The 24,309-nt window shown below is 45.2% G+C and carries 23 protein-coding genes; 8 read left to right on the top strand and 15 right to left on the bottom strand.

What is annotated here, in order from left to right:
• Positions 1-16 precede the first annotated feature (16 nt).
• Positions 17-553 (top strand): RNA-binding S4 domain-containing protein, encoded by a 537-nt coding sequence (locus tag AB6E78_RS06410; protein ID WP_017064730.1) that lies wholly within the window; start codon positions 17-19, stop codon positions 551-553.
• A gap of 184 nt (positions 554-737) precedes the next feature.
• On the opposite strand, the gene AB6E78_RS06405 is transcribed toward AB6E78_RS06410, so the two are convergent.
• The 10 genes from AB6E78_RS06405 to AB6E78_RS06360 form a co-directional block, all read right to left on the bottom strand.
• Positions 738-1,181: a F0F1 ATP synthase subunit epsilon gene (locus AB6E78_RS06405; protein ID WP_017060844.1), complete on the bottom strand. Its 444-nt coding sequence runs from the start codon at positions 1,179-1,181 to the stop codon at positions 738-740.
• A 14-nt stretch (positions 1,182-1,195) separates the two neighbouring features.
• A complete protein-coding gene (gene atpD, locus AB6E78_RS06400; protein WP_017060843.1) occupies positions 1,196-2,581 on the bottom strand; it encodes a F0F1 ATP synthase subunit beta in 1,386 nt (461 codons plus the stop codon).
• 44 nt (positions 2,582-2,625) lie between these two features.
• Positions 2,626-3,495, bottom strand: coding sequence for a F0F1 ATP synthase subunit gamma (gene atpG / locus AB6E78_RS06395; RefSeq protein ID WP_017064727.1), 870 nt, complete (start codon positions 3,493-3,495; stop codon positions 2,626-2,628).
• Between the two features lie 46 nt (positions 3,496-3,541).
• Positions 3,542-5,083, bottom strand: coding sequence for a F0F1 ATP synthase subunit alpha (atpA, locus tag AB6E78_RS06390; RefSeq protein ID WP_017060841.1), 1,542 nt, complete (start codon positions 5,081-5,083; stop codon positions 3,542-3,544).
• A 9-nt stretch (positions 5,084-5,092) separates the two neighbouring features.
• A complete protein-coding gene (locus tag AB6E78_RS06385; RefSeq protein ID WP_372133056.1) occupies positions 5,093-5,644 on the bottom strand; it encodes a F0F1 ATP synthase subunit delta in 552 nt (183 codons plus the stop codon).
• Positions 5,645-5,655: 11 nt separating this feature from the next.
• Positions 5,656-6,126: a F0F1 ATP synthase subunit B gene (locus tag AB6E78_RS06380; RefSeq protein ID WP_017068483.1), complete on the bottom strand. Its 471-nt coding sequence runs from the start codon at positions 6,124-6,126 to the stop codon at positions 5,656-5,658.
• A gap of 54 nt (positions 6,127-6,180) precedes the next feature.
• Entirely contained in the window at positions 6,181-6,417 is a 237-nt protein-coding gene (gene atpE, locus AB6E78_RS06375) for a F0F1 ATP synthase subunit C (RefSeq protein WP_004730405.1), read from the bottom strand.
• 47 nt (positions 6,418-6,464) lie between these two features.
• Positions 6,465-7,235 carry a F0F1 ATP synthase subunit A gene (gene atpB / locus AB6E78_RS06370; RefSeq protein WP_017060838.1) on the bottom strand — a complete coding sequence of 257 codons (771 nt, stop codon included), beginning with the start codon at positions 7,233-7,235 and terminating at the stop codon, positions 6,465-6,467.
• A 1-nt stretch (position 7,236) separates the two neighbouring features.
• The gene (locus AB6E78_RS06365; RefSeq protein ID WP_017060837.1) at positions 7,237-7,638 is read right to left on the bottom strand and encodes a hypothetical protein; all 402 of its coding nucleotides are present in this window, start codon (positions 7,636-7,638) and stop codon (positions 7,237-7,239) included.
• A 717-nt stretch (positions 7,639-8,355) separates the two neighbouring features.
• Positions 8,356-9,240 (bottom strand): LysR family transcriptional regulator, encoded by an 885-nt coding sequence (locus AB6E78_RS06360; protein ID WP_017060836.1) that lies wholly within the window; start codon positions 9,238-9,240, stop codon positions 8,356-8,358.
• A gap of 157 nt (positions 9,241-9,397) precedes the next feature.
• On the opposite strand from AB6E78_RS06360, the gene AB6E78_RS06355 reads away from it, so the two are divergent.
• From AB6E78_RS06355 to AB6E78_RS06325, 7 genes are all read left to right on the top strand, one after another.
• A complete protein-coding gene (locus AB6E78_RS06355; RefSeq protein WP_017060835.1) occupies positions 9,398-9,796 on the top strand; it encodes a RidA family protein in 399 nt (132 codons plus the stop codon).
• Between the two features lie 187 nt (positions 9,797-9,983).
• The gene (locus AB6E78_RS06350) at positions 9,984-11,444 is read left to right on the top strand and encodes an aldehyde dehydrogenase family protein (RefSeq protein ID WP_017060834.1); all 1,461 of its coding nucleotides are present in this window, start codon (positions 9,984-9,986) and stop codon (positions 11,442-11,444) included.
• Between the two features lie 206 nt (positions 11,445-11,650).
• Positions 11,651-12,646, top strand: coding sequence for a membrane dipeptidase (locus tag AB6E78_RS06345; RefSeq protein ID WP_017060833.1), 996 nt, complete (start codon positions 11,651-11,653; stop codon positions 12,644-12,646).
• 230 nt (positions 12,647-12,876) lie between these two features.
• Positions 12,877-14,484 (top strand): BCCT family transporter, encoded by a 1,608-nt coding sequence (locus AB6E78_RS06340; RefSeq protein ID WP_017066850.1) that lies wholly within the window; start codon positions 12,877-12,879, stop codon positions 14,482-14,484.
• Between the two features lie 263 nt (positions 14,485-14,747).
• Positions 14,748-16,559 (top strand): hypothetical protein, encoded by a 1,812-nt coding sequence (locus AB6E78_RS06335; RefSeq protein ID WP_372133053.1) that lies wholly within the window; start codon positions 14,748-14,750, stop codon positions 16,557-16,559.
• The gene (locus tag AB6E78_RS06330) at positions 16,556-17,293 is read left to right on the top strand and encodes a DUF3726 domain-containing protein (RefSeq protein ID WP_017064722.1); all 738 of its coding nucleotides are present in this window, start codon (positions 16,556-16,558) and stop codon (positions 17,291-17,293) included. The genes AB6E78_RS06335 and AB6E78_RS06330 overlap by 4 nt, the downstream gene beginning before the upstream one ends.
• 396 nt (positions 17,294-17,689) lie before the next feature.
• Complete coding sequence (locus AB6E78_RS06325; RefSeq protein WP_102332879.1) at positions 17,690-18,982, top strand: alpha/beta fold hydrolase; 1,293 nt, start codon at positions 17,690-17,692, stop codon at positions 18,980-18,982.
• A gap of 168 nt (positions 18,983-19,150) precedes the next feature.
• Here AB6E78_RS06325 and AB6E78_RS06320 read toward each other — a convergent pair whose 3' ends face one another.
• The 5 genes from AB6E78_RS06320 to ccoN all read right to left on the bottom strand — a co-directional run bounded on the left by AB6E78_RS06320 (position 19,151) and on the right by ccoN (position 24,303).
• On the bottom strand, positions 19,151-19,333 hold the full coding sequence (locus tag AB6E78_RS06320) for a hypothetical protein (protein ID WP_004730424.1): 183 nt from the start codon (positions 19,331-19,333) through the stop codon (positions 19,151-19,153).
• Positions 19,334-19,615: 282 nt separating this feature from the next.
• Positions 19,616-19,843 carry a PAS factor family protein gene (locus AB6E78_RS06315; RefSeq protein WP_004730426.1) on the bottom strand — a complete coding sequence of 76 codons (228 nt, stop codon included), beginning with the start codon at positions 19,841-19,843 and terminating at the stop codon, positions 19,616-19,618.
• 267 nt (positions 19,844-20,110) lie between these two features.
• The gene (locus AB6E78_RS06310) at positions 20,111-22,267 is read right to left on the bottom strand and encodes a c-type cytochrome (protein WP_372118183.1); all 2,157 of its coding nucleotides are present in this window, start codon (positions 22,265-22,267) and stop codon (positions 20,111-20,113) included.
• Entirely contained in the window at positions 22,264-22,878 is a 615-nt protein-coding gene (locus tag AB6E78_RS06305) for a cbb3-type cytochrome c oxidase subunit II (protein WP_372133050.1), read from the bottom strand. The genes AB6E78_RS06310 and AB6E78_RS06305 overlap by 4 nt, the downstream gene beginning before the upstream one ends.
• Positions 22,879-24,303, bottom strand: a complete 1,425-nt coding sequence (ccoN, locus tag AB6E78_RS06300; protein ID WP_017069846.1) for a cytochrome-c oxidase, cbb3-type subunit I — start codon at positions 24,301-24,303, stop codon at positions 22,879-22,881.
• Between the last annotated feature and the right edge of the window lie 6 nt (positions 24,304-24,309).

The raw sequence follows: 24,309 nt of genomic DNA, 5'->3' as shown, positions 1-24,309 counted from the left end.
TTAGGTAGAGGTCACCATGGACCAAGAACATTACGAAGACGCTGATTACGAAGGCCAAGAGCTGGGCGAAGAAGGCGAAGAGATTGAAATTGAAGCAATTGGTATTGATGTTTCATCACAGCCAATCGAGCTCTACAAAGTGTTTAAAATTGCTAACCTAGTGAGTGGTGGCGGTGAAGCTAAGCACATCATCTCTGAAGGCTACGTAGCGGTAAATGGTGAGCTAGAAACCCGTAAGCGTCGTAAAATGTACGATGGCGACTTCTTTGAATTCAACCAAGAATACTATGTAGTGGTGTGTGATCAGCCAGTACAAGAAGAATCAGAAAAGCCGAAAAAGAAAGAAACGCCTAAAAAAGAGAACAAGGCGAAGAAAGGTCAGTCTAAAAAGGATTCTAAGAAGAAGGAATCTAAGAAAAGCAAAGCAGAAATGCTAAGCGCAAAGGCTGAACCAAAGAAAGAGAAAAAAGAGAAGAAACCGAAAAAGAAAGCGGATACGCCAAAGCCAACACGTGATGACAAAAGCGGCCGTAATTCGATTGAGTTCTTTTAAACTACAGTTCTAAACGACTGCTCTAAACTGCTTTTCTAAAACGAATCTTTTAAAACTATTCGTTTGAACATCAAGCAACGTTAGACCTAGGTTTTACGTTACGCAGATATCAAAAGGCTCACTAGTTAGTGAGCCTTTTTTGTATTTGTTTGCTAGCACAGCTAACGGCCAATAACGCTTATTCTCAGTGTCTTGTGTGAGAAGAAGTTAGCTCTGATGCACGTAACTGAGCAACGGCTTTCGCTAGTTCTAGCTGAGCTTGTGCAAAGTTAATGTCTATGTTGCCCTTGTTGATGTTCTCTAGAGCGGCATATTTCGCTTCTTCTGCGCGAGCGCGGTCAATGTCTTTACCATGCAAGGCCGTGTCGGCTAATAACGTAACCACATCCGGCTGAACTTCCAGCATCCCACCAGAGACATACAGCACTTGGCCTTCTGATTTAGGGTCTGTAACAAACACGGTTACGCCCGGTTTGATCTTACTGAGAAGCGGGGAGTGACCGGGGCGGATCCCCAGTTCACCGTCAGCGCCAGAAACGGCTAGGGCATACGCTGGACCTGAAAACAGCGTACCTTCCGCACTTACAATATTAAGTTGAAATGTATTATCTGTAATTCCGATAGCCATGGTGCACCTGCCTCTTAGAGTGATTTTGCTTTGTTAAGCACTTCGTCGATAGAGCCACAGTACAAGAACGCTTGCTCTGGGATATCGTCATATTCACCGCTCAATAGACCTTTAAAGCCTCTTAGTGTTTCGCTTAGCGGTACAAAGACACCTTTCTGACCGGTAAACACTTCGGCTACGTGGTAAGGCTGCGTTAAGAAACGTTCAATCTTACGAGCGCGAGATACGGTCTGTTTGTCTTCAGTAGACAGCTCATCCATACCAAGAATCGCGATGATGTCTTTTAGCTCTTTGTAGCGTTGCAGCGTTGTTTGTACTTTTTGTGCAATGTCGTAGTGCTCTTGGCCTACGATCAGCGGATCTAACTGACGTGACGTTGAATCTAACGGGTCAATCGCAGGGTATAGACCCAGTGCCGCGATGTTACGAGACAGTACAACGGTCGCATCTAAGTGAGCAAAGGTTGTTGCTGGCGATGGGTCAGTCAAGTCATCCGCAGGTACGTATACTGCTTGGATAGAGGTGATAGAGCCTTGTTTTGTTGACGTGATACGCTCTTGAAGTACGCCCATCTCTTCAGCCAGTGTTGGTTGGTAACCTACTGCTGAAGGCATACGACCTAGCAGAGCTGATACTTCTGTTCCCGCAAGCGTGTAACGGTAAATGTTATCAATGAACAACAGTACGTCACGACCTTCATCACGGAAGCGCTCAGCCATAGTTAGGCCTGTAAGTGCTACACGTAGACGGTTTCCCGGTGGCTCGTTCATTTGACCGTAAACCATGGCTACTTTGTCTAGTACACCTGCTTCTTTCATCTCGTAGTAGAAGTCGTTACCTTCACGAGTACGCTCACCTACACCGGTAAACACAGAAAGACCTGAGTGGGCTTTGGCGATGTTGTTGATAAGCTCCATCATGTTGACGGTTTTACCTACACCAGCACCACCGAACAGACCAATTTTACCACCCTTAGCGAATGGACAGATAAGGTCGATAACCTTAACGCCTGTTTCTAGAAGCTCAGTGCTGTTTGCTTGTTCTTCATAAGAAGGGGCTTCACGGTGAATCTCGTAGTTTTCTTTCTGACCGATTTCACCACACTCATCGATAGGTTGACCAAGCACGTTCATGATACGGCCTAGCGTTTCTTCGCCGACAGGAACCGTGATTGGAGAGCCTGTGTTTTCAACCGTTAGGCCACGACGTAAGCCATCTGACGTACCCATTGCAATACAACGAACGATATTGCTACCCAGTTGTTGTTGTACTTCCAATACTAACGAGCTTGCTTCGTCGCTAGTCACTTTCAATGCATCATAAACGCGTGGGCTGTTGCCGCCGCTGAACTCGACGTCAACCACCGCGCCGATTACTTTAACTATTTTTCCAACACTCATTCTTAAATCCTCAAATTCTGTTCTTGACCCAGTCTTTTCTAGCCCTAGACAGCTTGGGCACCTGAGACTATTTCACTCAGCTCTTGGGTAATGGCAGCCTGACGCGCCTTGTTGTAGACCAACTGCAAGTCATCAATGAGTTGGCCTGCGTTATCAGTCGCCGCTTTCATAGCGACCATTCGGGCTGCTTGCTCACAGGCAATGCTCTCAACAATGCCTTGATACACTTGCGATTCGATGTATCGATGTAACAGTTCTGAGAGTATGTCTTTGGGTGCTTGCTCATAGATGTAGTCCCAACGACGCGCTTTTTTAGGCTCACCACCTTCCTCAGAATCCGAAGGGTGGGGGAGCAACTGCAAGGTCGTTGGCGCTTGAACCATGGTGTTGACGAACTGGTTGTAAACGAGATACAAGCTATCGATTTTACCTTCGTCGTAATGCCCGAGCATCGCATTCACCGTACCTAAGATGTCTTCTAACTTAGGTGTATCGCCAAGACCTGACGTTTGTGCAATAACGTTGCCGCCGCGTTGGAAGAACGAGATAGCCTTAGATCCCACTAAGGTTGTTTCTACCTCGACTCCCTTGGTGCGCCATTGCTCCATTTCTTCTAACACTTTCTTGAACAAGTTTGAGTTCAAGCCACCACACAAGCCGCGATCGGACGAGATAATGATGTAAGCGACACGCTTAGGTTCACGCTGTTGCAGGTAAGGGTGCTGGTACTCCAGGGAACCCGATGCAACATGAGAGATAACTTTTCGCATGTTCTCGGCGTAGGGGCGAGTTAGCGTCATGTTGTCTTGAACCTTGCGCATCTTACTTGCTGCAACCATTTCCATTGCGCTAGTGATTTTCTGAGTGTTACTAACACTGGCTATCTTGGTGCGAATTTCTTTAGTACTTGCCATAATCTGCTCCTATTTGTTTTGATTTCCAGCTAACAAACCGGAGCACTTACCAAGCTTTCATCCCAACAAAACCTTCTAGGATCTCTTTAAGAGCACCGTCGATTTCGTCATTGTAATCGCCTGTCGCGTTGATTTTTTCGAACAACGCAGGGTTCTGACCTTTGGCATAAGCAATCAGCTCTTCTTCAAAACGGGCAATGTTGTTTAGCTCAACACCGACCAAGTAGCCTTTCTCTGCTGCGTAGATAACCGTTGCTTGCTCAGCGACTGACATTGGAGAGTATTGTTTTTGCTTCATTAATTCGGTAACACGCTCACCATGGTCTAGCTGTTTGCGCGTCATCTCATCTAAGTCAGAAGAGAACTGAGCAAAGGCCGCCAGCTCGCGATATTGAGCTAATGAAGTACGGATACCACCAGACAGTTTCTTGATGATCTTGCATTGCGCCGCACCACCCACACGAGATACCGAGATACCTGGGTCTACTGCAGGACGTAAGCCTGAGTTAAACAGTTGGGTTTGAAGGAAAACCTGACCATCAGTGATTGAGATTACGTTGGTTGGTACAAACGCTGATACATCACCCGCCTGAGTTTCAATAATAGGAAGCGCCGTTAATGAGCCTGTTTGGCCTTTCACTTCACCGTTAGTGAACTTCTCTACATACTCAGCATTCACTCGTGCTGCACGTTCTAGTAGGCGTGAGTGAAGGTAGAATACGTCGCCAGGGAAGGCTTCACGACCCGGTGGGCGTTTCAATAGCAATGAGATTTGACGGTAAGCAACGGCTTGTTTTGATAGGTCATCATAGATGATCAGCGCATCTTCACCGCGGTCACGGAAGTATTCACCCATAGTGCAACCGGCATAAGGGGCTAGGTATTGAAGCGCTGCAGACTCTGATGCTGATGCCACGACTACGATGGTGTTTTTTAGCGCATCGTGGTCTTCGAGTTTACGAACCACATTAGCGATAGTGGAGGCTTTTTGGCCAATCGCTACATACACACATTTGATGCCAGAATCTTTCTGATTGATGATCGCATCGATAGCTAACGCTGTTTTACCCGTCTGACGGTCACCAATGATAAGCTCACGTTGACCACGACCGATTGGCACCATGGTATCAACCGCTTTATAACCAGTTTGAATAGGTTGATCAACAGACTTACGTTCGATTACACCCGGTGCAATCACTTCTACAGGGTCGAGTCGGTCACAACTCACTGGGCCTTTGCCATCGATTGGCTCGCCTAATGTGTTGACTACGCGACCAAGAAGTCCGTTACCTACAGGTACTTCTAAGATACGACCTGTACCTTTCACTTTCATACCTTCAGAGAGGTCAGTGTAGGGGCCCATAACCACCGCACCTACTGAGTGGGTATCGAGGTTAAGTGCGAGTGCGTATTTGCCACCTGGTAGCTCAATCATCTCGCCTTGCATAACATCAGCAAGGCCATTGATTGTGATGATGCCATCACGAACCGATACGATAGTGCCTTCATTGCGAGCCTCGGTGCTCACATTAAATTTCGAGATGCGTTCTTTGATTAGATCGCTGATTTCATTTGAATTTAATTGCATAATTGTTACCTATCTCGCGTGAAGTTGATGAGCCAATCGGTCAATTGATGTGTTTAAAGAACCATCGATAACGGTTTCACCCGCTTTGATGACCATTCCACCCACTAACGTGTCATCAATAACCTGCTTCATTTCAACCTGACGCTCTAATTTCTTCTCAAGTGCAGCTGTTAGTGACGTAACTTGATCTTGTGTCAGCATTTCTGAACTGGTGACAGTGACAGGCACTACACGTTCATGTTCGTCCTTTAGCTCGCAGTACAATTCAAACAGGTCTCTTACAGCAGAAAGGCGGCCGTTCTCGGCCAAGACTCGAATGAGATTAATGACGTGGTCATCAACGAGTCCTTGGCAAATATGAATGATGAGGTTTGCCAGCTCTTCTGTTTGGTGTGTAGAAGCACCTTCTGCTGAAGAAATCTGACTAGCGATCGTTTCTTCTTCCGCGACAGCCACAAGAATGGACAGCATTGAGTGCCACTCTTGTAACTGGTTTTCACCTAAAGCAAATTCAAACGATGCTTTGGCGTAGGGATGAGCAATATTGGTGTAATCTGACATATTGCCTCTCCTTAGAGTTCGCTAATCATTTGGTCAACTAGCGCTCGGTTCGTTGCGGAATCTAGGTTTTTGCTAATCAGTTTCTGTGCACTTTGAATTACTGCGTCTGCCATATCTGCCTGAAGTTCACGGCGTATCTTTTGGCGTTCGCCTTCTAGCTCAGCTCTACCTTGTTCTAAGATGCGTGCCTTTTCTTGCTCGGCTTCTTGTTGCGCTAAGCTGATGATTTCATTGCGGCGTTTTCGGCCCTGTTCAATCAGTTCAGTCACATCTTTTCTTGCATCTTCGATGAGTTGCGCGCCATTTGATTTTGCTAGTTCTAGCTCTTTCGCAGCGTTCTCTGAGTGGCGTAAACCATCAGCGATTTCTTTTTGGCGCTCGTCTAACATCGCGGTGAGAGGGGGCCATACATATTTCATGCAGAGCCAAACAAAAATCACGAATGAGATTGCTTGTCCAAACATGCTTGCATTTAAGTTCATACCTTCCTCACTAAATCTTGATTATTTACAAATCGATCTTTCAAAGCGGTTTGATTAAGCCACGGCGAAGATGATGTATAGACCGATACCAACACCGATCATCGGTACTGCATCCACAAGACCCATCATGATGAAGAATTGAGTACGAAGCATTGGAGTAAGGTCTGGTTGACGCGCAACACCTTCAAGGTATTTACCTGCTAAGTTACCAATACCAGATGCTGCACCTGCTGCACCTAAACCGATCAGTAATGCACCTGCTACATATAAAACTGCGCTTACGATATCCATTTGTATCTCCGATAAATAATTTGTTAGTTAAATTTTTTAGTTATTAATTAGTGGTGTTCTTCTGTTGCCATACCTAAATAAACAACGGTCAGTACCATAAATATAAATGCTTGCAAGAATACGATTAATATGTGGAATAGTGCCCAAGGAACACTCAGTGCCCATTGCATCCACCATGGCATTAATGCGATCAGAATAAATATCATCTCACCTGCATACATGTTTCCAAATAATCGTAAGCCTAGTGATATAGGTTTTGAAATTAATGTTATTAATTCAAGAACTAAGTTAACAGGGTATAAAAGAGGGTTATCAAATGGCTGCGTAGTAAGCTCTTTGATAAAGCCTTTCAATCCTTTATTTTTAAATGTATAAGTCAACAGTAAGATAAATACACCGAGTGCCATCGACATTGGAATATTTACGTCCGCCGTTGGTAGATCTCTAAAGTGTTCTAGACCCATTGCACGACTTAATGCTGGTATGAAATCTATTGGTAATAAATCGACCGCGTTCATTAACAACACCCAAACAAAAGTGGTTAATGCCAGTGGCCCTATTAATTTATCCTCCGCTTGAAAAATCTCTTTTACTAGGTTGTTTACAAAATCAAATATCAGTTCGATAAAACATTGAAATCGACCTGGAACACCGCTGGTGCCCTTAGTCACTACGTATCGAAAAGCTCCAATAAACAGTAAACCCGTAATCCAAGATACCAACATCGAGTCGATGTTGAACGCCCAGAAACCATCACCTGTAGTTAAGAAGGTTAAGTGATGCTCTATGTATTCGTGAGCGGTAGTTACTTGATCCATACTACACGTACTCCGATCTTGTAGAGGCAGTAATAAATGGTGTTAAGAAGTACCCAACCATAGTGAGAATATATGCGTACAATATTACTGGGTTATCCAATTTGAAAAACTGGAACGCCAAGATAAACATTAAGAACGTATAAGTTATTTTCACGACACGACTCATTTGCATTAAGTCACGTAAACTATAATTAGGATTCTTGCGCACCTTTAGGCTTGCATATATAAAACCAAACAGCGGAGGTAGCATCGCAATTCCGATACCCAAAGCCGACGATTCCATATCTACTTTATTACCAAAAAACACTTCATATAAAACTACACCGACGGCTAATACTACTTGGCAGAGAACAACTCTTTTAGCAGCAACAAGAATGTCACCACTTATCCCGTTAAGCCTCATAATAAAACCTTATATTTAACAGTGTAAGCTCATATAAAACACAGTTTGAATATGTCTTGCTACTCGCATTTACTTGTTAATAAAACTTTGCTTGTTAACAAAGAGATAATCTTGCTGGTTTTATATCTCCTGACGAAATAGAACGATATAAACTAGTTCGCTCTCGTTTCGACAAAATATAAACTACGCCTAAAATTATGTGATCAAAACGACAAATATTGATATCAATAATTCCATTTTTGAAATGAATGTTTTTCATTTATGAAAGTAATAGTTCTATCACTTTATTCATGAATATTTAAGATGCTTTATCCTTGTGAAAAAGAGGGTCTTTTTAGAAGGGAGTAGCGAGCTAAATTTTCAACTTATGATCTTATCAATTAAGACTATTCAAACACTTAGGTTCATTTACAAGCTGAGTTGTGAAGTGTGATTTTGGTAGGGGTTAAGCTTGTTTGAGGCAATGATGGAAGATCTGGTTTTTCTGGTAAATTAAACGTACGTCGCTCCTTATCAATAAGCGAATATTTTTTATATTGTCGTCAGCTTGTCACTATTTGCGTGCGCGAGAGTGAAAATTCAGCGCCTAAATGTTGATGATATAGGAGTGAAATGGGGGACTGGGTGTGCGAGAAGCATGGTGCGGAGAAGAAACACCGAGTTTTGAGGAAGTTAATGGCAGCAGAGCGCTGCCTAATTTACTTAATCTAGGCTCTCTTATGACTCTTCATAACTGAGGTATTGAATACATAAGTCATGGAAAGCCTGTGCTTGTGGCGAGATCGTACGATCAGACAGTCTGAAAATGCCGATTTGTCGTTGCAAGGGTGGGTCAATTAGCGGAATCCACACCAAGCGGGTTTCATTGGTTGGGAAAGCCAGCTTAGGTAGCGTGGTCACGCCTATCCCGAGCTCTAACACCGAAAAAAGCGAGGTAATGTTCTCGACAGAGTACAGGGCTTGTTCGCTGAGCATGCGCGCAGGTGTTGGGTCCAGTAGGGTGCAAGTCCCGTTACGAATGAAGGGCTGCTTTAACAAGGTTTGCCATTCGATTCCTTCCCGTTGAGAGGCGATAGGGTTATCTTTGAGGCACACCACACCGATAGGATCAGAAAGCAAAGGCGTGAAGTCGATGCTCTCTTCTTCTAAATGGGAGCTATTACCGAGGGCAACATCCACCTCGCCAGAGAGTAATCTTGCTTCTACCCCTGCCGCATTATCATCAATCAAACTCACTTCTACATTCGGGTACTGCTCACAAAATGCCCCTAAAACACTAGGGATGAGTTTTGCGGCCACCGAAGGCACGCTCGCTATTCGAACTCTTCCTTGTTGTCCTGCTGCCGCTGCGCGTAAGTCATTGTCTAATGCTTTGTAAACGTTCAGAAATTGAATGATCTTGGGCAAACATATTTCTCCAAAAGGCGTCAGTGTCGATTTGTTGCCTGTTTCAAACAGAGGTTGGCCGAGTATTTTTTCCAACTCTTTTATCGAAGTCGAAAGTGCCGCTTGCGATCGATTTGCACGGTGAGATGCCGCTCTAAATCCACCTTCTTCGACCACCAAAACGAAATGTTTTAACTGTTGTAGCTTAATACTCATGACTCCGATCCTTCTCTAGCCCTTGCTATACCTTACTTTTCGCAAGGTGATAGATTTTATTTATCAAATGCACAAAATTTACCGTTAGATTTATCAGGCGTCAAGGTGCAGTATTTAACCATCTTGAAACATAGTTGTTACAAAGTTGGATGAAATCGTGAACGCACAAACTAAAAAACACCCAGTAAAAACCTCTCTTTTTGCTTCAAAAGCACCACTAGAGTGGGCAATCGTTAATAACGGCACTCTATACACTGCGCAGATTCCAATCGATGAAACGGGCGCAGTAGTAGAAGGCGGTATTGAAGCGCAAACGCGTCAGACTTTTAACAACCTTGTTCATACCTTGGAGTGTGCAGGCGAATCGATGGATTCTGTGCTGCAGGTTCTGATTTACGTGACTGACCGTGAATACCTGAAAACGGTAAACAGCGTATACGGAGAATACTTCAACGCACCTTATCCAAATCGTGCAGCAGTCGTTGTTGCAGGGCTAGCTAGAGAAGAGATGTTGGTTGAGTTCGTGGTTTATGCATCGGCGTCTCAACCTGAATAAATGGACTGTGAACTGAGGCAATTTGCCAATCAAAGCTGTTTGTCTACGCAGATCTTTACTAATACAAGCGAATAGTTTTACGTCTAGATACAAAATTAATACTTATTCTCTATATGAATTAACAATTTATTAATTAATCCGATGGTTGCCAGACTCAACCGCAACCTAACGTTACAAGGACAGAATGATGACTCACTTACAGAATGTTCAAGCAGAAAACGCACTTTACATTGGCGGCGAATGGCAAGCGGGTGTAAGCACCGTAGCGAACATTAACCCATCAGATATTTCTGAAAATATTGGCAACTTTGCACAAGCAAGTGCTGAACAAGTTCAACAAGCGATTTCAGCGGCGAAACACGCTCAACCAGAGTGGGAAAAAACGCCGATTGAACGCAAGCAAGCGGTGCTTCAAGCGATTGGTGATGAGCTGATTGCCCGTTGTGATGAGCTGGGCACTTTGCTATCTCGTGAAGAAGGTAAGCCTTTTGCTGAAGGTCGCGGTGAGATTTACCGTGCAGGTCAGTTCTTCCAATACTTTGCGGCTGAAGTGCTTCGCCAAATTGGTGACAACGCAGATTCTGTACGCCCGGGTGTTTCTGTTGAAGTGACTCGCGAAGCGGTGGGCGTTATCGGCATTATCTCTCCTTGGAACTTCCCGACAGCAACAGCAGCTTGGAAAATTGCTCCAGCATTGGCTTTCGGTAACAGCGTTATTTGGAAACCAGCAAACCTAACACCAGCAAGTGCGGTCGCGCTTACAGAGATCATCCACCGCCAAGGTATCCCTGCAGGTACGTTTAACCTTGTACTGGGTAGCGGTTCAACAGTAGGTGATGCACTGATCAACTCTAAAGAAGTGAACGGTGTGAGCTTTACCGGTTCTGTTGATACGGGTCGTAAAGTGGCAGCGGCTACAGCGCCAAACTTCGTTCGATGCCAACTAGAAATGGGCAGTAAGAACGCACTTGTTATTGCTGACGATGCTGATATCCAAACTGCGGTTGATGCAACGATTGCAGGTTCTTTCTCTGGCGCAGGCCAAAAATGTACCGCGTCTTCTCGCCTTGTGGTTATGGATAGCATTCACGACCAATACGTTGAAGCACTGATTAAACGTATGAGCGAGCTGAAAGTGGGTCACGCACTGGAAGAGGGTGTGTTCATGGGCCCTGTCGTTGATGGCAACCAACTTGAAGCAAACCTAGGTTGGGTTGAGAAAGCACGTCAAAGCGGCGGTGAGCTGGCATTTGGTGGCGAACGCTTGAGTATGAAGCACGAAGGTTTCTACATGTCTCCAACGCTGTTCTTGAACACTAAGAACGATTGGGAAGTGAACCAAGAAGAAGTGTTCGCACCAATGGCAAGTGTGATTCGTGTCGCTGACCTAGAAGAAGCGATTGCGACAACCAACGACACTCGCTTCGGTCTAACAGGCGGCATCATTACTCAGAGCCTACGTACTAGCGCAATGTTCAAGCAACAAGCGCAGACCGGTTGTGTGATGGTCAACCTACCAACAGCAGGCACGGATTACCACGTACCGTTTGGTGGTCGTAAAGAGTCTAGCTTCGGTCCTCGTGAGCAAGGTCAATACGCGAAAGAGTTCTACACAGTGGTTAAGACGGCTTACCAACGTCCTTACTAATCCACTTTCTAAATAAGAATTGGATAGCTGAATTAACTTCCTAGCTATCTAGCTATCGAATTGGCCTGATTCACAGAGTCAGGCCAACATTCAAACCAAAGCAGCAAACGAACTTAGACAAGTGATTTAACCCATTTTTGAAAACATGTTATTTGAGCGTGTTTTCAAAACCGAGCTAGAACACTGAGCTTTCAATAGGAGTGGTTATGTACCAGCAACGGATTGTTATAGATGGATTGCAATACTGCAATTGGAACAGAGAATATTTCCAAACACTAAAGGCGAGCGGCATTACAGCAGTTCACGCTACCGCGGTTTACCACGAGACAGCTCGTGAAACCTTATCTCGCTTTGCAGAATGGAATTTAAGATTCGAGCAGAACGCAGACCTTATCATGCCGATTCACTCAATGGCTGATGTCGAGACTGCAAAAGCGACTGGCAAAGTCGGCATTTTCCTTGGTGCTCAAAACTGTTCTCCAATCGACGATGAGATCGGTCTTATCGAAGTGATGCGTAAGCAAGGTCTTTTGATCATGCAACTGACGTACAACAACCAGAGCTTATTGGCGACGGGTTGCTACGAGAAGAACGACACAGGTATTACTCGCTTTGGTAAACAAGCCATCGAAGAGATGAACCGAGTGGGCATGATCATAGATATGTCTCACAGTGCAGAGCGCTCAACACTTGAAGCTATCGACTTGTCTTCTCGTCCTATTTGTATCAGCCATGCGAACCCGACGTTTGCTCATGATGCACTACGAAATAAATCAAACGATGTAATTAAAGCTCTAACCGCACGCGGCGGCTTAATCGGATTCAGCTTGTACCCATTCCACCTACCAAACGGCAGCCAATGTACCTTGGAAGATTTCTGCCAGATGGTTGCGACTACGGCTGACATGGTCGGCGTAGAGCACCTCGGTATTGGCAGTGACCTATGCTTAAACCAACCTCAAGCCGTTCTTGAATGGATGAGAAATGGTCGTTGGTCTAAAGCAATGGACTACGGCGAAGGCTCTGCGAACAACTCAGGTTGGCCAGATGCGTTGCCTTGGTTCTGTGGTAGTGCGGGTATGGAAAACATATATAACGGATTGATGCGTCATGGTTTCAGCGAGTCTGAAGCTGGGCAAGTCTTGGGAGAAAACTGGTTTAACTTCTTGAAAGATGGCCTAGAGCCTCAAACCAAGGGTTAACGGTTTCTCGCGAGCCATCATCGAATTAGCAGCCTTCTAACAAACGTTCAATAAGCAAGTGCTGCTTAAACCAATTTCACTATTCAAAAGGAACAACGGTCTATTTCGCAACGCGGTAACCCAAACATGGATTAGCCTGCCCAACACAAAAAACAATAGGGCAGGTGTTAAATACACCCTTGTAGTCATCATTCAAATGACAGCTGCAAAGAAACCTCTGGAGTCAGAGTATGTCTGATTTAACCAATAGCGTGAAATCTTCAAGCTTAAATGCGGGTCAAGCACACACAACAATTAATGCAAAAAGCAACACAAACGAGTCTGAGTCTACGTCAGACAAATTAGGCCTATCCAACCCAGCACTTTGGTACAGCGGCGGTTTTATCGCTCTGTTCGTGGCACTTGCTCTATTTGATGGCGAGCTGTTATCAAGCCTAGTAAATACGGGCTTTGCATGGTCTGTAAAAGTATTCGGTCCTTACTGGCAAATGCTTCTTCTTCTGACTTTTCTTATTGGTCTTGGCCTGGCGGCAGGGCGAACAGGCAAGGTTATCCTAGGCGGCATCGCTAAACCTGAAATGGACGGCTTCCGTTGGATGGCGATCATCTTCTGTACGCTACTGGCAGGTGGCGGTGTATTTTGGGCAGCAGCAGAGCCTATCGCTCACTACGTTAGCCCACCACCATTGTACGGCGCACAAGAAAACGCACAGCAAGGCGCGGTGAATGCTTTATCGCAATCCTTCATGCACTGGGGTTTTCTAGCATGGGCCATTGTCGGTAGCTTAACGTCTATTGTGGTTATGCACCTTCACTACGACAAAGGCTTACCGCTTAAACCTCGTATTTTGCTTTACCCAGTTTTAGGCGAGCGAGCATTGAAAGGTCACACCGGCGCATTGATTGATGCATGTTGTATTGTCGCAGTAGCGGCGGGCACCATTGGTCCTATCGGCTTCTTAGGCTTGCAAGTGAGCTACGCACTGAACGCACTGTTTGATATTCCTGATGGCTTCACGACGCAGCTTATCATCATCCTGTTCGCTATCGTTCTATACACATTGTCGGCATTAAGTGGTCTTAACCGCGGAATGCAAATGCTAAGCCGTTACAACGTAATTTTAGCAATGTCATTGATGGTCTACATTCTGATCTTCGGCCCAACAAACTTCATTTTCAATGGCTACATCCAAGGTGTAGGCAGCATGATAGACAACTTCATCCCAATGGCAACATACCGTGGTGACGAAGGTTGGTTGAGCTGGTGGACAGTATTCTTCTGGGGTTGGTTCTTAGGTTACGGCCCAATGATGGCAATCTTCATCGCACGTATTTCACGCGGTCGTAGTATTCGCCAATTGGTATCAACCATCAGTCTTATTGCACCGTTCGTAACATGTTTCTGGTTCACCATTGTTGGCGGTTCTGGCCTTGCGTTTGAAATTGCAGACCCAGGCAGCGTAAGTAAAGCGTTCGAAGGCTTTAATTTACCTGGCGCGCTACTGGCAGTAACTCAGCAACTACCAATGCCAATGCTTATCTCTATTCTGTTCTTGATCTTGACGACGATCTTCATCGTAACGACAGGTGACTCAATGACTTACACCATCAGTGTGGTAGTCAGCGGTGAGACAGAGCCTAACGCAATTATTCGTACTTTCTGGGGTGTGATGATGGGGGTAACAGCATTGATTCTGATTTCCCTAGGTTCCGGCGGTATTTCAGCGCTGCAATCATTCATAGTTATCACAGCGGTACCGGTGTCCTTAATCTTGCTGCCATCACTTTGGAATGCGCCTCAAATCGCAATCAAGATGGCGAAAGATCAAGGCTTATAAAACATCAATGCCGGTATAAAGAAGAAAATGTAGAGATAAAGCTCTCTAAAAACTGAAGATAAACAAGGTGTGAGCCTTTGAAAGAAGGCTGATACAAGATTCCGGAAGGAAGATAAAAACCGTACTGGTGAAGATACACCGGGCGGCACGTATTTAGGTCAATCGATCTAGTCAGGACAAATAATAAGTGGCGAGTTCGCTTGCCTCGATAATATCAATAACGATTAAAAACGTGAAAGCTAACCAACATACTGTCGCTATATATGCTTCAAAAGACAGCAACGATCGGTTCTGAATGGCTAGCAAAATCCTATAACTATAAGGTGGTGAGCAAAATGGATGCACATCGTTCTACCTACACTGAATCAGCACTACGTGACGCAACGGTCGTCATGGCACCGGAAAGACTGGGTGCTATGCACCAAACACGCATCAGCTTCGTAAGAACTCTGATTCGTAAAATGGCGCAACAGCAATGGAAAGTGACTAAGCATGAGTGGCAACTAGACGCTCGAGGTTTTGGTCATGTTATCTATAAGCTAGAGACGCCAAATCATGTTTATCATTTGGTTGTTTTCTGCGATGAGATTGCAGATGACGAACGAAATGACCGTGTAATTGCTGAAAAGTGGGACGTAACGTTTGCGCTTGTTCTTGGTGATGTTGATGTCACCCTACTTGAGAGACTTCGTGCGAATGTACCGCTACAAGAAGCAGGCCGTAACCCTAACAATGTGCTTGTTTTAGCGCGTGCCAACAAAAGTGTACGAGTGTTTGAACATATTGTTAGTCACTTGGCTAAAGGTGTTCAACCAACGCCAAAAGAGCTAGCGGAAGTTGGCTACATCCTACGAACCACAGCGGTTTATGGTAATGGTAAGTTTGGTATTGCTGACTTTAAAATCTTGGAAAAGAATCCAGATTTTAATCAATCGTTCAGTGCTCAAATGTGTGCTGTTTATATGCTGCGTGAGTTCAGCCTAGATTGGGTTCATTACCTAGCGGAGCAACAAGGCGGTGAACAAGCGATTACCTTGCATAGAGGATTACAGCGTTACCTTGGTGTTGGTAATGCGACTGGTTTAGGCATGGCGCCATACCTTATTAACCACCCAAGTATTGTCGATCAATGGATGACAACCCGTGAACATGCATTGGCGGACGTGTTGGCTAGTCAGACCGATACGGCGTTGATCGAGCCACTACGTAGATACGTTAAAAAAGCGATTTGTCATTTAGAACAAGTTGTTACCATCAATGAAAACCAGCAAGAGTTGAACAAAACCGCTGTTGATGAGTTAAAACACGCAGAACAGTCACTAGAAGCTTCTGTAAACCATTGCGATACATGGGCGCAGTTAGTTGAACAATCTAAGCACATGAGTATGGAAGCCCAAGAAATCCTTATCTCATGCTTGATGGAATTGTACCCAGAATTAGTGGACGCCCATCAAGAGCATATGAATTGTAGCGAAACACTCTCGCTTCCTAGTGGCAAAAAGATCCAAGACCTATTGGTTGTGTTAGAAGAAAAGTACCGTTGGGCAATCACGACTGACTTTACGAAAGCAGAAAATAACTACTGGTTCTGGTATCGCTCTCAGGACAAAGAAGAGCCAAGGCTCGGTGTTCGAGGAGAAGAAATTGGTGAAGAGCGTGAGCTGCCATTAGATATTGGTCGTCAAGCTTACCGTCTGTACCACTCCTTATTACAGTTCACACCAGAGCTTTCTCTAGCAGAGTTCTTGGTAAAACAACCGCAACATCGTGCGATAGCACGTCGTGTATGGACGCTTGGCAACAAAGCGATGGGCGACATTCAAATGAACGTGCTTCATAAAGAGTCGCTGCCGATGCATCTGTTACGTTGCAAGCTAGCTATGTTTGGTGCTACTAAGTTTGATCCTCGCTCAGATCGTTGGGTTCGCGTGACCTTCTTCCAAGGCGCACCGCTGCTTGACGAAATTCATCAAGACGAGTGGGTGTTCCCAGTCTTACCAAGTGAAGCGGAGCTTGCTGGCTCTCATAACGTTCCTACACATATCAATGCTCAACATGGAGGTAAATCGCTATGATCGTTTCTCACAATGAATTGGTCGCGGCCGTTAATAAAGCCTTTCTGGGTATGCGTCGTACATGTGGTGAAGCCGATGTGATAGCGAACATGGTGGCAGATTTACAAATGGTTGGCTTGGATGGTGTTCGTCATTTTAACAATGCGAGCAACTTTATGGGGCTAGAAGACGATTGCCCTGTAGACATCCAAGTGACAAGCGACAACACAGTTGAAGTGGACCTGCACAAGGCGAGCTTAGCGTGTCATCTTCCTGTGGTGATGGATTACGCCATTGAAAAAATGGTCGGTAAAAAGACGCTGAAAATCGAGCTAAACAACTGCCATAACCGTTGGTTAGCGTACAGTGAGCTTGTAAAACTGGCAGCGAAAGGCATCGCATGTACCGCACGTTGGGATAATGGCTCAAATCCTAAGAGCACCTTGTATGTGCTTAACCGTGGTTGCGTTGCACCAGAACTGTTTTTATCAGATTTGCCTCTGGCATCGGACGATCATATCCACAATATGACCATCGAGCTTTCCGTCCAGGATTTCGATATCGAACGTTTGTCAGATGGCTACCAAACACACATTGAATCGGAAGCGCTTTTTAAAACTCAAGAGAAGGCGTGGAACGAGGGCATTGAAGTTGACGATGGAGAGTGGGGCGCGTTGAAAGAAACGGCGACGGCTATCCTTGTTGAAAACAGCCAACGTTCAATTCAAGGTGCAGGTGAGCTCGAGGCTTCTTAGCTTTGTTTTATAGAGCTATAAGTTACAGAAGCTCAGTTTATAGATCTTTGGCTTATAGAAACTAAACCTATAAAGCCTGAGCTTGTTCAACCTAAAAACCTCATTTACAACAGATGAAACCAAAGAGCTTAACGTATCCTCACCTCGTTAAGCTCTTTTTATTTGTGTCCCACTTTTGTTCTTCTTCTCAATAGATCACATCTTAAACTCTCTGTTTTGACACAAGTTGTTACGCGTATAAAGCTAATTTGGCGATTTAATGAAGTACCTTCACATTCAGGTTCAACAAACGGTTTCATTTACAAGCTAGTATGCGTATCTTGCTAACTACGGTGCCAAAGGGTGCCATTTTTATTCGTACCAATGACTTTAGAATCAGATAAAAAGGAATGAAGCGTGCAAGCTAACTTTATTGATGGAACCACCCTGTACCGTCAGCACTCTTTCGAGTTGCCACTTGATTATCAAGCCAAAGATGGACAACAGATCCAAGTCTTCGCACGTGAGCTGGTTGATCTCGCTAAAGATGAGCAAGAGCTGCCGTGGTTGATCTACTTTCAAGGCGGCCCAGGTTTTCCTTCTCCACGGGTGAGTGGTCAATCGGGTTGGCTAAAGCGTGCATTACAAAACTACCGTGTTCTGCTTCTAGACCAACGTGGTACTGGCAACAGCACGGTTATCAGCCATGAAACTTTGGCGCATTTGTCTCCAGAACAACAAGTCGAATACTTAACGCATTTCAGAGCGGATAACATCGTTCGTGACGCTGAAGCGATTCGTGAACAGTTTGGTATTAAGCAATGGTCGACGATTGGTCAAAGCTTTGGTGGCTTCTGTACACTGAGCTATTTGTCACTGTTCCCACAGAGCTTGCAGCGTTGTTATGTGACGGGCGGCATTCCTTCTATTGAACGAGAAGCTGACGATGTTTATCGTGCGACTTACAAGCGTGTAGAAGACAAAAACAGAGCTTTCTTTGCTCAGTTCCCACAAGCACAAGCTATGTGTCGCGAGATCTCTGATTACCTGCTCAACAACGATGTGAGACTGCCAAACGGTCAGGTGTTCACAGTTGAACAGTTCCAGCTAATAGGTATTAATCTTGGTGGCGGCGAAGCAAACCTTCCAATGTATTTCACACTGGAGAGTGCGTTTGTTGAAGTGAACGGTAACAGACAGCTGAGCTACAGCTTCCTAAATCAAATGCAGCAAGAGCAGGGTTACTTAACTAACCCAATTTACGCAATCTTGCATGAATCGATTTACTGTCAAGGTACAGCGTCTAACTGGTCTGCACATCGTGTTCGTGAGCAGTACCCACACTTCAACTACCAATCGGGTAGTGAGTTCTGGTTTACCGGAGAAATGGTCTACCCATGGATGTTCGACCAACTAGAAACGTTGAAGCCATTGCGTGAAGCCGCCAATCTATTAGCTGAGAAATCGGATTGGGGTACTTTGTACAATGCAGAGCAGTTGAGCAAGAATACGGTTCCGATGGCGTGTGCCGTTTACGCAGACGACATGTACGTAGAACTGGATTACAGCCGCGAAACACTGGCTAATATTCCAAACTCGAAAGCGTGGATTACCAACGAGTATGAGCACAACGGTTTGAGAGTGGATGGTGAGCGAATCGTCGATAAGCTAATGACGATGGTTGATGCATTAGAAAACTTGCCAAAATAATCCAATTCTCTGTGTAGGTTATCTAGGTTAGAAGCTATCTAAGTTAGAAGCTCTTTACGTTAGAGACAAGGCACGCCAGAAACAAGAAAACGCTGCATCCGTGCAGCGTTTTTTTATGTCATCGAACTATTCGATTTAAGGAACTAGGAGGGGTAGCCCTTGAAGCCATTAAGGTTGGATGACGATATCTTGATTTTCAGTGGTCGATAAGCTGGCGCGGTTTTGTTCGATAAGCTGAGCCGCATAAGAGGGAGTCACAGCTTGAATTTCGCCTTTTGAACGAATCGTTAATGCTTCCCACGCATGATCACGGTATTTGCCTGTCTGTGTATATTCAATAAGTACTCTCATGATTCTTCCATCCGATGTGTGGTTAACGTGCTACTAACATTAGCGCCATTATTGTGGTTACACACCTGTTAAAAATGGAACATAAGATTAACCAAATGAGAATGCGTGTAACTTGAAAAACAGACCCAACTGCACTTATCTTCTTAACCGCGTTTATCGCAACTAACCGTATTTATCGCAACTAACAGCATTTATCGTAACCAACCTTACTTATCGTAAATAGCGTCCATAAAAAAACGCTGCACAATGGCAGCGTTAAAGTTGAGATAGGTTGAAGATTGCTTAGCTGTTTTCTAAGCCAACAATCTTGCGTGCAGACATCACTGCACTATCCAAATCGGTCAATCTACCAGCACTTGCTGGACCAAGAACTGATGAATACAAAGCCAACTGCTTCTCAAATGATAAATCTAATTGGTTATATAGATTTTGGCGGATTTGAGCGTGTTGCTGAGGCTTTGCGCTCGACAGGCCTTCCAACGTATCGTAGATGAGTGTAGTTGTATCCATAACTGTCCTTAGTACATCTTTAGAAAATTTTGCATATTATGCACTTGGTGTCATCTTTGTTCTGCGAGATTGATCGCATTATGTGCAGCTCTGCTTAATTGTGTAATCAGTTAGTTACAATTGTGTTGTACGGCAAAGTATCGAAAACTTGGGTTTGGGCAAAAGAAAAGGAGACACAGTGGTCTCCTTTTGGCTTGTTAGGCAAACATAAAAGTTACGTGCTGTTCGCTGCTTGTTGGGCCAATCGGCTACGCACAGCTACAGCGCCTATCGTATGTTAATGTTCTTATCTCGATTTTCGTACATTTCAGGTGTGGTGTGTAATCCACCTGCATAGCCTGCTGCTTCAAGTGTTTCTCTTACCTCTCGAACATGCTCAGCCGTGACCGGTTCATTTCTGTCGCCAAGGTTTAAACGCACAAACGTGATTAACTCAGCTAAGCGTTGATCCGACAGTACATCCTCAAAACTTGCCATTGGCATGAAATTTCTGTCTTTGTCGAGATAGGTGGGTTGCAAGCCGCGCACCGTTACCGCAATGGTATTGAATGGGTCGCTGTGCATGATAATACCGTTGTTCAACAGAGTAGGGGCGATTGGATCGCGACCTTTACCATCGTCACCATGACAGGCCCCACAGGTTTGACGATACGTGGTGTAGATTTCACTGGCATACGCAGCTTCATCAAACCCTTTAGGCTGTAACTGAACGGCATCACTGGCAATGGTGTTGTTGATGTCCCCACTGAGTAGGTAATAGGACATCGACTCAATATCTTCACGCGTCATCAAGCTTAGGCTGTTTTTCACTACATCAGCCATACCCGCAAAAGCGGTGCCTTTGTCTGAATGTCCTGTGTGTAAAAAGTCTGTGAGTGTTGCTTCATCCCAACCATCGATATAGAGCTCATTGGCTGTAATATCAGGCGCGTTCCAACCGTCGATCAAGTTACCTTGGAAAATACGTTCTGGTATCAGTGCTTGGGCAATATTTCGAGGTGTATGGCACTCCGAACAGTGACCAAGTCCTGCGACCCAATATTTGCCTTGTTGCCACTTATCGACATTCTCAATTTCTCCTTTGAGTTCCTCTGGCACTTCATAATCAATAGGGTCGGTATCCATGAATACGATGTTCCAGCCAAGCAAACCTAAGCGAATATTGGATGGAAACATCATGCTGTTGTCATCATTGCGTCGCGGCACGGCGGTGATTGACTGCATGTATTCCCATAAATCCACCATGTCTTGGTCGGTGAGGTATTGATAGGAGGTGTAAGGCATTGCAGGGTACAGGTAACCATTCTTGCCTTTACCTGCGACTAACGCCGCTCGGAAATCATCGAAGTCATAAGTCCCAATACCTTCGGTAGTGTGTGGCGTTATGTTGGTTGAATACACGGTGCCGAAGGGGGTGACAAAGGGTAGGCCGCCAGCAAAGGGTTCGCCACCTTCTGCACTATGACAAGCCACACAGTCACCGGCATAAGCGAGATATTCTCCGCGCTCAACAGATGATGCTTTCAAACTCGCGAGCCGTTGTTGCTCTACGTCACCAGCGTGTCGGATATAAGCCCCAAGCGCGAGTATCTCGTTCTCACTGAGCTGCTCATCAAACGCAGGCATTAGGTTGTTCAAACCGTAATTGATGGTGTGCTGAATCTCTTCAATACTCCCTCCGTGAAGCCAGATATCATCGGAAAGATCAGGTACGCCAATCGCTGGGTTAGCGACAGCACCATCGGCATGACAAGACGAACAGTATTGGACGAACAAGGTTTTACCGAGCTCGACTTTAATCTTCGGCACATCGGTATGACGTTGGTTGAGGGAGGCTAGATAGTAGGAGACTTTTGCCACCTCGTCTGGGCGCATGATTTCACTCCAACCCGGCATCGCTCCATTTCGCCCTTTGGCAATCGAATGGATCACAGCTTCATCACTGCCGCCGTATAACCATTCTTGGTCGATAAGATTAGGGAAGTGTTTCTGACCTTGTGCATTATCTCGGTGACAAGCGGCACAGTGAGTTTGGAATAGAATCCTACCGCTGTTCACGATCTCTGGGACAGCAGCTAATCCCTCTAACGTGGTTTCGCTGGTTTGTGCAAATTGCTCATTGAGAGTGGTGGATGGTGAACTGAGCTTATCGTCGCTTTGTTCCCAATCGACTAAGCCTTCCCATTCTCCAAGCCCGGGGTAGAGCACCAAATAACCCGCAGACAAAAGAAATGCCACTGCATAACTGATAAATAACAGCTTAGGTGGAGGCGCATCTTTCTCTTCAATACCATCAAAGGTGCCAATGGTGTGGTCGTGATCGGCCTTGTGATTGCTACGCCAGTATTTAACGACAACAGACACCATCAGAACAAAGAATATTAAGGTTAAGAGTACCGCCCATAGATTCCAGAATGTGCTCATTGTGATACCTCCTGTGACGTATCTTTACCCAGGCTTTGTAAATAGCGAATCAGAGCTTCACCTTTGGTTTTGCCTCTTACTTGCAAACGGGCATCACCAATTTCTTGATTGGTATAAGGCACACCTAAGGTACGTAACACTTCCATTTTGGCGCTAATATCATCGCCAGTCAGAGTCTGCTCAAATAGCCACGGGTAAGAGGGCATGATCGAGGTCGGTACGACTTTTCGAGGGTTAATTAAGTGAATAGCATGCCATCGGTCAGAATACTTTCTACCTAAGTTAGTGAGGTCAGGACCAGTACGTTTAGAGCCCCACAAGTTAGGAAACTCATAGATATCGTCTGCTTCTTGGTTCGGGCGACCATTACGCTTCACTTCTGGCTCTAGAGGGCGAACCATTTGTGTGTGACAAACATGGCAGCCTTCACTGATGTATATGTCTCGGCCTGCTAACTCAATCGGTGTGAGAGGCATCGCTAAGCTGCCTTTGGCAATATCATCGCCACGGACAATGCTTGGCACTACCCAGACCAATAAAGAGAAGGAGGCCACGACAACAGTGGTCAAAATTAAAATGACGATTGAATGTGTAAAGTCTTTACTCATCATTTAAGCTCCTTCATTAACAGTGTGTTTAGCATCATTTGTTACGGGCATACGAACCGTTTTGTACAAGTTGAAAGCCATTAAGAACAATCCAAGTACAAACAGCGCGCCACCAAAGAAACGCATGAATAGCCAAGGTGCTTTAAAGTCCATAGCTTCTACAAAACTGTAAATCAGTTCGCCATTTTCATTTTGAGCGAGCCACATATATCCCTCGCCGATGCCTGCGATCCAAAGTGCTATTGCATAGATGGCGACGCCAGCATGAGCAAGCCAAAAGTGCCATTTAATCAGTCGTCGTGACCATAGATCGGTTTGGCCCCATAAGCGTGGAATGAAGTAGTAAAAAACCGCTATCCCTGACATCCCAACCCATCCGAGAGCCGCGGAATGTACGTGCCCGATGATCCATTCGGTGTTGTGTGCCACCATGTTGAACCAGCGAATAGCGAGTAGCGGACCTTCGAATGTTGCCAAGCAGTAGTAAAGAATCGCTGAGAAAAAGAATAAAAGAATGTAGTCGGACTTCAGCTTTTCTTTATTTTGTAGGAGGGTCATTGCGCTATTGAACGCGCCTGCCCAAGAAGGGAGCCACAGGATCAAAGACATAACGATGCCGATGTTCTGAATCCAGATGGGAACAGAAGAATAAACCAAATGGTGCGTTCCGGCCCACGTGTAAAAGCCGACCAAGCCCCAGAAATGGATCACAGACAAACGGTACGAGTAGATAGGTCGATCCGCCGCTTTGGGTATGAAATAGTAGTTCATACCAATCACACCAGCGGTCAGCAAGAAACCGACGGCATTATGTCCCCACCACCATTGAACAATCGCATCTTGAGCGCCTGCAAACACAGAGTAGGACTTCATCGCCAACACAGGCATCGCGAGGTTGTTCACGATGAAAATCATTGCAACGACGATAATGAATGCAGCAAAGAACCAGTTAGCCACAAAGATATGGCTGACCTTTCGTTTAGCAAGGGTGCCAAAGAACAACACCGCGTACAGCACCCAAACCAACACAATCATCAAGTCGATTGGCCATTCAAGCTCCGCATACTCTTTTGAGGTAGTGTGGCCTGCGGGTAAGGAAATGACCGCAAGTAACAGGATGAATTGCCAGCCCCAAAATACCATCCATGAAAGGCTTTTGTTGAACAAGTCACAATGGCCTGTTCGCTGGGCAATGTACAAAGACGTCCCCATCAAGATATTCACGACGAAGCCGTAAATTACTCCAGAGGTATGTAGCGGACGCAGTCGACCAAATTGGAAATACTGAGAATCAAAGTTTAAGACTGGCCAATATAATTGCGCGGCGAGAATCACGCCGATGATCATACCTACAATCGCCCACACTAAGGATGCAATGATGAAGTACTTCACGACCTTAATGCTGTATTGCGTTGTCACTTGTTCCATAACAAG

The sequence above is a fragment of the Vibrio sp. 10N.247.310.98 genome (assembly GCF_041467395.1).
Classification (GTDB): Bacteria; Pseudomonadota; Gammaproteobacteria; order Enterobacterales; family Vibrionaceae; genus Vibrio; species Vibrio crassostreae_C.
Note: the sequence above shows the minus strand (reverse complement) of the source record. Positions and strands in the feature narration are given on the sequence as shown.